Source organism: uncultured Faecalicoccus sp. (assembly GCF_944327125.1).
GTDB lineage: Bacteria > Bacillota_I > Bacilli_A > Erysipelotrichales > Erysipelotrichaceae > Faecalicoccus.
In genome coordinates, this window is sequence record NZ_CALVGO010000056.1 from 1 (window position 1) to 8,243 (window position 8,243).

Consider the following 8,243-nt stretch of genomic DNA (forward strand, 5'->3'; position numbering starts at 1 on the left):
GTTCGCTTTTTCTATCGAACCATGTCCCGTGTGATTTCCTGAAGGGTCGCTGCCCCGCACATTTCCATGGTATCCATCAGTTCCTGATGGATCTTATCCACCAAAAGGGACACCCCTTCTTCTTTAGCCCCATAGATCGCATTCACAAACGGACGAGCCATCACAACGCCATCCGCCCCTAAGGCCAAAGCTTTAAAGACATCCTGTCCGCTTCGGATTCCGCCATCCACCAGAACCATCATTTCTTTTCCCACCGCCTGAACGATTTCTTCCAGAACTTCGGCACTGGCCGGTGTATCATCGAGCACCCGGCCGCCATGATTGCTCACAAGAATCGCCTGGGCTCCGGCTTCTTTCGCTTTTAAGGCCCCTTTGATGCTCAAGACGCCTTTAACGATAAAAGGGACCGGGCATGCTTCGATGATCTGGCGAAGATCTCCCACACTTTTTCTTCCGGCCGGTGGTTCCAGTCCTTTTAAAAACGGCAAGCCCGCAGCGTCCACATCCATGCATACTGCCAGGGCACCGGCCTCTTTAGCCAGGGCCATTTTCTCAAAAATCACCTCATTGGACCACGGCTTGATCGTAGGGATCCCCATTCCGTCATTGCGCTTGATATTCTGCGTTGCCCCCACCATGATCTGAGGATCCACACCATCCCCGGTAAAAGCCAGGATTCCGGCTTCCTTACAGGCTTTGACCAGGATCTCATTGTATGTCAAATCGTTAAAGGCATCGCCATAATGCATATTGACCGCCCCTACCGGTCCGGCAAAAACCGGCATTTTGAAGGCATGGCCAAATAACGTTGTTTCTGTATTCACCGGCACATTGTCACAGATCGTATCCATGACCAGACGAATGTCCTTCCACGCTTCGTAATTGCGAATGGCCACGGTCCCGCTTCCTTTCGCTCCCGGGCCTGGCATCGTGTTGCGGCATGCCTTTCCATCACACACTAAACATCCTTTACACAAAGAATTCATATTCTTACGTGCCTGTTCCAATACTTCTATATACGTCAAAATCAAAACCTCCTTATCATCTGATACCACTGGACATCTCCATGCACGGACACCGAAATGCCTTCCAGTTCAAAACCGAGCTGGGAATAAAAAGGAATCTTTTCCTTGAGACAAGTCAAGATCACACCTTTTCTTCCCTGTGCCCTTGCCTCGTCTATGATATGCCTGAGCAACAAGGAGGCATATCCTTTTTTTCTATATTCCGGCAAGGTATTCACACCAAAGATCATCTGATAAGGACCGGTCTCATCATGAAGAGCGGCCTTCTCATACATCTTATCGGTCAATTCTTTTTGATGGGTACAAAAGCCATCCGCAAAACTCAGGATCTTACGATCCTTTTCCAGGATCCAGAAATGTTCAGGATACACCGCGAGCCGCTCCTGAAACTGTCTTTTAGAACAAGCCTGAGAAGCCGGAAAACATGCGTTTTCAATGGCGCTGATCTCCTCGAGATCCTGTAAGGTCGCATGACGGATCAAGATCGTATCTTCCCGGTTCATCGCACCCTCATTTTCATCGTATCTGGATGCAGACTGTAAAGGATGGCGGTCTGCGCCGAGATCCGATTCTTCTTATAGAGATCATATAAAGCGTCGTCCATCGTGATCATCCCCAGAGCTTTGGAAGAAGTCATTGTGTTTTCGATCTGATGCGTTTTCCCTTCCCGGATCTGCGAGCGGATGGCCGGTGTCATCTTCATGATCTCAAAAACAGGAATCACGCTTCCATCCAAAGCGGGTACCAGCTGTTCACTGATCACCGTATTGAGGACCATGGAAAGCTGGGCCCGGATCTGGGCCTGGTTGGTCCCAAAAGTATCCAGGATCCGATCAATGGTATTGACCGCTCCGACCGTATGAAGTGTCGACAATAACAAGTGCCCGGTTTCCGCCGCCGTGATGGCCGTGGAGATCGTTTCTTCATCACGCATCTCCCCCAACAAGATCACTTCCGGGGTTTCCCGCAAGGCGGCCCGCAGAGCCATTAGATAATCTTTTGTATCATGGTAAACTTCCCGCTGAGAAACAATGGCTTTTTTATGAGAATGAAGATATTCGATCGGATCCTCAATCGTTATAATATGCGCACTGCGGCTTTCATTGATGCGGTCAATAATACAGGCCAGCGTCGTTGACTTCCCGCTTCCGGCCGGCCCGGAAACCAGGATCATCCCTTTGGTCTGTTCGGAAAGATCCAGGATCGCATCCGGAATCAAAAGTTTTTTAGGATCCGGCAATTCAAATTTGACAACCCGCAGGACCGCCGCCTCGGAATTACGCTGACGGTAGACATTGACGCGAAATCTTCCTACCGAAGGAAGCGAAAAGGAATAATCATCGTCCCCGTTTTTCGCAAAGTTTTCATACTGGCAATAAGGCGCCAGGGCATAGAGCTGTTGAATGATATCTTTCATATCGTCCGGCATCAGGCGCTGTGTACCTTGTTTGATCACTTCCTTCTGGATCTTGAAGGCATATGGAGAGCCGGCCACAAAAAAGATATCCGAAGCGTTTTGTTCCACCGCTTCCTTTAAGATCTTTTGAACATCCATGATCATTCCTCCCTTTCATATTCTGTCTTCCACTCTAAAGCGTTGCCTTTCTCGTCTAAGACAACGTGCAGTGTTTGCCCATTCATAATATCGATGGTATACGTATAGCCTTTCGGCTCTTTCTGTACGTCTTCTGTGTTTCCTTTTTTTACCTGATTCTGTAAGTACTCGGCTTTGGCATTGGCTTGAGAATACGCCTGCGCATATTCGACCTGCGAATGGATACTTTCATGATTTTGCCGGACACGAAGAAGACTCAGCACCGAAACGATCGTCATCACCAGCACGACAAAGATCAACAGAATCGTGGCAATCCCCATCCCCGGCTTTACTGTTCGTCTTGAATTCATAAACCTTCTCCTTTTGAAAAATACGTCAGGACAACCAGTTCTGTTTCTCCTTTATATACTGAAAATGTGCCATAGCCGCTGTCCTCTTCTTTGATGACGACCTGGTAAAATGAACCTTCTTTCTTCATATCCTCGCTCAAGCCATAAGTTCCCGGAACCAGCTCATCTTCGTTTTGGATCTGTGTGCGGGCATACGTCAGAGCCTGCAGCCTCTGCGCGTCTTCCTGGTGTATCAAGGCCGCCTGTGTATAGATCCTAAAAACGATCATCATGGATATCGCAAAAAAGAACAAGACCAGAAGGAATTCAAGAAAGAAGGAAAAAGGTTTTGAATTTTCTACGTTTTTCATACGCTTTCCTCACAATGAAGTTTGACCTTCATCTCTTCTTTGTTCACTGTGAAAACAAGCTGATCTTTTTCTAAAGAAAAATCCAGCGAATCACAGGGCATGATTGCCTCGGAAGCATTCAGATCAACCGCAATCCCATCAAGAGCATAAAGCTCCTGGAGTTTTCCATCTTTTTGAAAAATCAGCGTGATTGTCTTTTCATCCTTGAGCTTAAGACAGGGAACCGAATCCACTTCCACAACCGAGATCGCATCTTTTTCATCGTATGCCTGTACTTTATGCGTAATATAAGAGATTGGTGTATAAAACTCACTTTCTTTTTCAATTTGCCGGTTCAGATCCTGATAGCTCTGGATCTGGGAGTACACCAGCAGTAACGAAAGCGATGCGAACAGAAACAGTAAGGAAAGGGAAAAGAAAATAGAGATATTTCCCATTTTATTCATGGTGATCCCCCTTTCGGTAGACATAGATGTCCGGCATCATGTTTTGCCCTTCTACATAGTAAGAAATAAAATAAGCCTTTTCATCCAGAAGGAGTCCATAGTGCTCTTTTAAATACGTGAGATCTTCGGGATAAAAGCCTTCATTGGCATAACATTCTACCGCCGCTTTTTTGATTGCCTCTTCGATTCGCCGCGTATCTTGCCGGGCGCTTGTCTCTCTGGCATCGATCAGACCATTCCACACTAAAACCATGGCCAGGCAAAACAGAATCAAAGCCGCAAAACTTTTTAAGATCGTTTTCATATCATCCCAATACGTTGAGTATGCCTAATAACGGAAGCATGATCGATAACAGAATCACTCCCACGATGATCGACAACAAGGCAATGATCAAAGGTTCAATGATATTTAAAAAACGAGCCGTCGTCTCCTGGACTTCTTCCTGGTAAAGATCACCCAGTTTCTTGAGCACGGCATCTTGTTGGCCGGTGTGTACTCCGATTGCCAGCATATTGGCATAAAGACCTTCATAAATTTGATGTTTCAGTAAAGACTCGCCAAAGGAAGCCCCCTGATTGACATCGTCACGAACCGCTTCGATCTTCTTTTTCAGCTTCGGATGCTCCACAAAAGCACACAGGATATCCATGGTCTGTTCGATGGGATAGCCACTGGAGACAAAAAGCGACAAGGCATAGGTCAAACGAGCTAATGATAAATTCTTTACGATTTTCCGGGTCGGTTTAAAAGAAGCCAGAAACTTGAACATTCCCTGTTTATTTTTTGAAGTCAGAAAATACAGTCCAAACAAAACAACAACCACCAGTAAGACCAACAAGACCAAAAAACTGGCCTGACCAAACCGCATCCCAAAAGTCATGAGATCCGAAGAGGCACCGGTGCTGGACAAAACGTCTTCAAAGATCGGCAAAACTTTAAAAACCATCAATGCGACGATCAGAAACATCATGATCAAAAGAATAAACGGATAAGTAAACGCTTCTTTGAGCTGTTTATTCATAGCCTGCTGGCGCTGGTAGTATTTCACCAGTTCTTTGAGAACTTCATCCAGATGTCCGCTGATCTCTCCGGTCTGGATCATTTGTTCCGTATAAGGATCAAACGCCTGTGACTGGGCTACCCCCTGAGAAAAGGTACCTTCTTCTTCAACGATCTTCTGAATCTGGAGCACCGTTTGTTTCAGATTCTGTGAAGGAAGCTGATCTATAATGATCTCAAGTCCCTGATGAATATCCAGTCCGCTGGATAAGATCATTTCCAGCTCGCTGGCAAATATCGTTTTTTCTTGTAGCGACAAAGGTTTCATTCTACTTCCTCCTAATACCGATACACTTCTTCGTATCGGCCTTCATAATCCGTATTTCGGGCATCCGCAAACGTAGGATCGACCAGGGACCATTCCTTTTCCTGAAAATAGATCTTGGGATTGATCCATCCTTCTCCTTCCAGATAGATCTCCACCCAGGCATGGTATTCGATATCGGTCCAGCCCACGATCACACGGGCAGGAATATTCTGGAGCCGGCAAAGAGCAGCCAATAAGGAAGCGTAATCAAAACAGATGCCCTTTTTGTTCTGGATGGCCTGATCCAAATCGGGCAGAACATATTTATCGCTCACTTCTTTGGCCTTATCATCATCATAATCCAGTGTATCCACAACGTAAGTAAACAAATGGGCGATCCGGCTTAAATCGTTTTTATCCTCTTTGACAAGGGAAAAGGAAATGTCAACGACATCCGAATCCGGTGTGTAGTATACAACTTGATTGGGATACAAAAATGGATCTTTCTCGTTTTCCAGCTGCACATCGATCTGTACACTGGCACTGATCGCATATTTGGTTCCCTCGATCTGCTGAAGGATCTTTAACGTATATACCCCATTTCCCATCTGTAAAGGAAAGCTGACCATTTCCGGCCCATTGATATCATAATTGTATTTTTTTTCCTCTTTCATGATTTGGATCTTCGTTTTTCCCTGATCACTCTGCTTGCGGGCACCAATATACCCTTTTGATGCCATCGAATAATCGATCAAGGTATCCCCATCGCTCAAGATCATGGATTGAGGATATTGCGGCCAATGAACATCCTGGATCGTCATCGAAGGACTGGATGGATAATCTGTCGGATACTCCTGATCCTGACTGGAGCATCCCGACAAAACCATGGCCGCGATCAAGATGAACAGGGTTATGTTTTTAAAGCGATTCATTGATCAAGGGCAGGATCATAGATCGCAAAACCACGCTTTCCGCTTTTTTTGATGCGGTATAAGGCACGGTCTGCTTTGGCATAAAGCGTATTAAGATCGCGTCCGTCTTCAGGACAAATCGCAATGCCGATCGAGGCCTTCAAATCAATTTGAACCTGCTCATTGTGATAGGTCAGGCGCATCTGATCCAAAAACCGTTTCATTAAGCGCGGAAGAACGTTTTTATCTTTGATATCTTTCATAAAAACGACAAATTCATCCCCGCCAAACCGGCATAATAAGTCACTGCTTCGGAAATACTGTTTCAATTCATGGGCCACATCCTTTAAGGCCTGGTCCCCGCAGCCATGTCCGAAAGTATCGTTGATGTCTTTGAAATCATCCAGATCGATCAACAAGAACGCCGAATAAGTATCTCCTGGTTCCTGTAAATATTCTTGAATTTTCATTTCCAGACAATACCGGTTATACAATCCGGTCAGATGATCGGTATGTGCCTGCAGACGAATCTGTTCCATCTGTTTCTTTTCTTCCTGTTCCCGTTTGTACTGTTCGGTAATATCGGATACCATCAACAAGAGCTGTTGGTTGGATTCTTCAAAATACTGAAACTGAAACAGCACCCGGCGATCTTCCTGATTTGGGACTCGAAAATCTTCAGAAAAGTAATACATCTTTTTGAATCGCAGTGCTTTCAGGATCGTTTCTTTTTGAAATTTTTGTTTTACGTTTTCACGGTCTTCTGTCAGAATATACCGATCGACAAACTGCGATGACTTTTTCGAATACGTATAAACTTTAGAACGCAGGAAGAAATCATCTTCCAGATTCAGCGGAATCATCGTATCTTTTTTAAGATCGATCAAACATAAGCCTTCAAAGTTATTTTCAATATATTGAGAGAAGATCATCTGCAGCTGTACCGCTTCGTCCATTTCCTTGATCAGGATCAAAACCCGATCCGTTATCTTCTGATTCACCAGGATCGTGATCCGGTCAAACCCAAAATACGCATTTTTTCTTTGGATATCCAGGCTGACACTTCGCTTTTTCTGAATTGTTTCCTGTACCTTGGAAAGATCAAAGAAGCGTTTTAAAGTGCTGTGCGATGAATCGATATAACGCTGACAAAGCGCATCAAGAAAATCAAAGTAGTTCATTTCTTTCGCTTTATTGAGTTTATATATTCTTCCTTTGGATACATCAAATTCAAAGATATCCGTATTTTCACTGATGATCGCACTCATCAAAGATTCATTGTCTTCTTTTAATCGGGCTGCCTTTTTGGATTCGTTGATATCAAAGAAACAGAACAGCCATCTTTCTTTTCCGTTAAACTTTACCTTTTGTGAGATCAGCCTTACCCAGACATAGCCACCGTCCACCGTTAGGACACGAAATTCGATAAACGAAGTCGTTTTATTGTCTTTGAAATCCTCAATAAATTCATAAAAGCGGTCAAGATCATTAGGATGGACATTCTCTTTAGCCACCGTCGGCAGATCCGTACCTTCCTGAAAAATTGGAAATTTATCTTTGCGTAAAAAGATATGGTTTACTTGAAGCGTTTCTGGATCGATCTCATTCATCTGATCGTAAACGTCCATAAAATACGCCGAATACTTTTTAAACTTATAAGGATCCTGGATCATATGTGTGGATTCCAGCTGTTCATCATCTTTTAGATGATCACTGACATCCTGGTGATAGCCTTCGATCCAGAATTCTTCTTTGGATGTTTCACGAAGCGTTCCGCCGCAGCGGACAAATCGCCATCCCTTTACGGGATGATTCCACGGATATTCCACCTCGATATATTTTCTTGATTCAAAAGACGCCAAGGCCTCGTTGATATAGGAAAGATACGCCGGATGGATCCGGGCAAACCAATAAGAAAAGACTTCTTGTTCATTCCAGTCTTCCCGGATCCCTAAAAGTTCCCTGGCACTTTCATCCACTGCCATAGAATTGGATTGCGGATCTGTCTTTGAAACCTTGATCAGCCAAAGGCCCATTTTCGCATTCTTTAAAATTGCTTCCCTGTTGATTTTATTCATAGTATCTCCTCTGGCTTTCGCAAATATTTCTGGACAAACTCATCCACCGGTATAGGTTTACTGTAATAATACCCCTGGGCATAATCACAGCCGAACTGACGGATCATCTCTTCGTTTTCTTTGGTCTCTACCCCTTCGACGACCGTTTTCAGATTTAACTTTTTAGAAAGCTGGATCATTTCTTCCATGATCATAACGCTCTTTGAATCTTTCTTTTCCGA

General features: G+C 44.5%; 11 protein-coding genes. All 11 read right to left on the reverse strand.

Annotated features, from left to right (window positions below):
* Positions 1 to 11: 11 nt before the first annotated feature.
* Positions 12 to 1,025 carry an alpha-hydroxy-acid oxidizing protein gene (locus Q0K03_RS06360; protein ID WP_297238884.1) on the reverse strand — a complete coding sequence of 338 codons (1,014 nt, stop codon included), beginning with the start codon at positions 1,023 to 1,025 and terminating at the stop codon, positions 12 to 14.
* 2 nt (positions 1,026 to 1,027) lie between these two features.
* Entirely contained in the window at positions 1,028 to 1,528 is a 501-nt protein-coding gene (locus Q0K03_RS06365; RefSeq protein WP_297238885.1) for a GNAT family N-acetyltransferase, read from the reverse strand.
* Entirely contained in the window at positions 1,525 to 2,580 is a 1,056-nt protein-coding gene (locus Q0K03_RS06370) for a PilT/PilU family type 4a pilus ATPase (protein ID WP_297238886.1), read from the reverse strand. The genes Q0K03_RS06365 and Q0K03_RS06370 overlap by 4 nt, the downstream gene beginning before the upstream one ends.
* 2 nt (positions 2,581 to 2,582) lie before the next feature.
* Positions 2,583 to 2,930, reverse strand: coding sequence for a hypothetical protein (locus tag Q0K03_RS06375; protein WP_297238887.1), 348 nt, complete (start codon positions 2,928 to 2,930; stop codon positions 2,583 to 2,585).
* Entirely contained in the window at positions 2,927 to 3,280 is a 354-nt protein-coding gene (locus Q0K03_RS06380; protein WP_297238888.1) for a hypothetical protein, read from the reverse strand. The genes Q0K03_RS06375 and Q0K03_RS06380 overlap by 4 nt, the downstream gene beginning before the upstream one ends.
* The gene (locus Q0K03_RS06385) at positions 3,277 to 3,726 is read right to left on the reverse strand and encodes a DUF4860 domain-containing protein (protein ID WP_297238889.1); all 450 of its coding nucleotides are present in this window, start codon (positions 3,724 to 3,726) and stop codon (positions 3,277 to 3,279) included. Before Q0K03_RS06385 ends, Q0K03_RS06380 begins: the two co-directional genes overlap by 4 nt.
* Positions 3,719 to 4,030: a hypothetical protein gene (locus Q0K03_RS06390; RefSeq protein ID WP_297238890.1), complete on the reverse strand. Its 312-nt coding sequence runs from the start codon at positions 4,028 to 4,030 to the stop codon at positions 3,719 to 3,721. Before Q0K03_RS06390 ends, Q0K03_RS06385 begins: the two co-directional genes overlap by 8 nt.
* Before the next feature lies 1 nt (position 4,031).
* The gene (locus Q0K03_RS06395; protein ID WP_297238891.1) at positions 4,032 to 5,054 is read right to left on the reverse strand and encodes a type II secretion system F family protein; all 1,023 of its coding nucleotides are present in this window, start codon (positions 5,052 to 5,054) and stop codon (positions 4,032 to 4,034) included.
* Between the two features lie 11 nt (positions 5,055 to 5,065).
* The gene (locus Q0K03_RS06400) at positions 5,066 to 5,965 is read right to left on the reverse strand and encodes a transglutaminase-like domain-containing protein (RefSeq protein WP_297238892.1); all 900 of its coding nucleotides are present in this window, start codon (positions 5,963 to 5,965) and stop codon (positions 5,066 to 5,068) included.
* Positions 5,962 to 8,022 carry a sensor domain-containing diguanylate cyclase gene (locus tag Q0K03_RS06405; RefSeq protein ID WP_297238893.1) on the reverse strand — a complete coding sequence of 687 codons (2,061 nt, stop codon included), beginning with the start codon at positions 8,020 to 8,022 and terminating at the stop codon, positions 5,962 to 5,964. The genes Q0K03_RS06400 and Q0K03_RS06405 overlap by 4 nt, the downstream gene beginning before the upstream one ends.
* The coding region (locus Q0K03_RS06410) for an EAL domain-containing protein (protein WP_297238894.1) at positions 8,019 to 8,243 on the reverse strand (225 nt) is incomplete at its 5' end. The genes Q0K03_RS06410 and Q0K03_RS06405, both read right to left, overlap by 4 nt.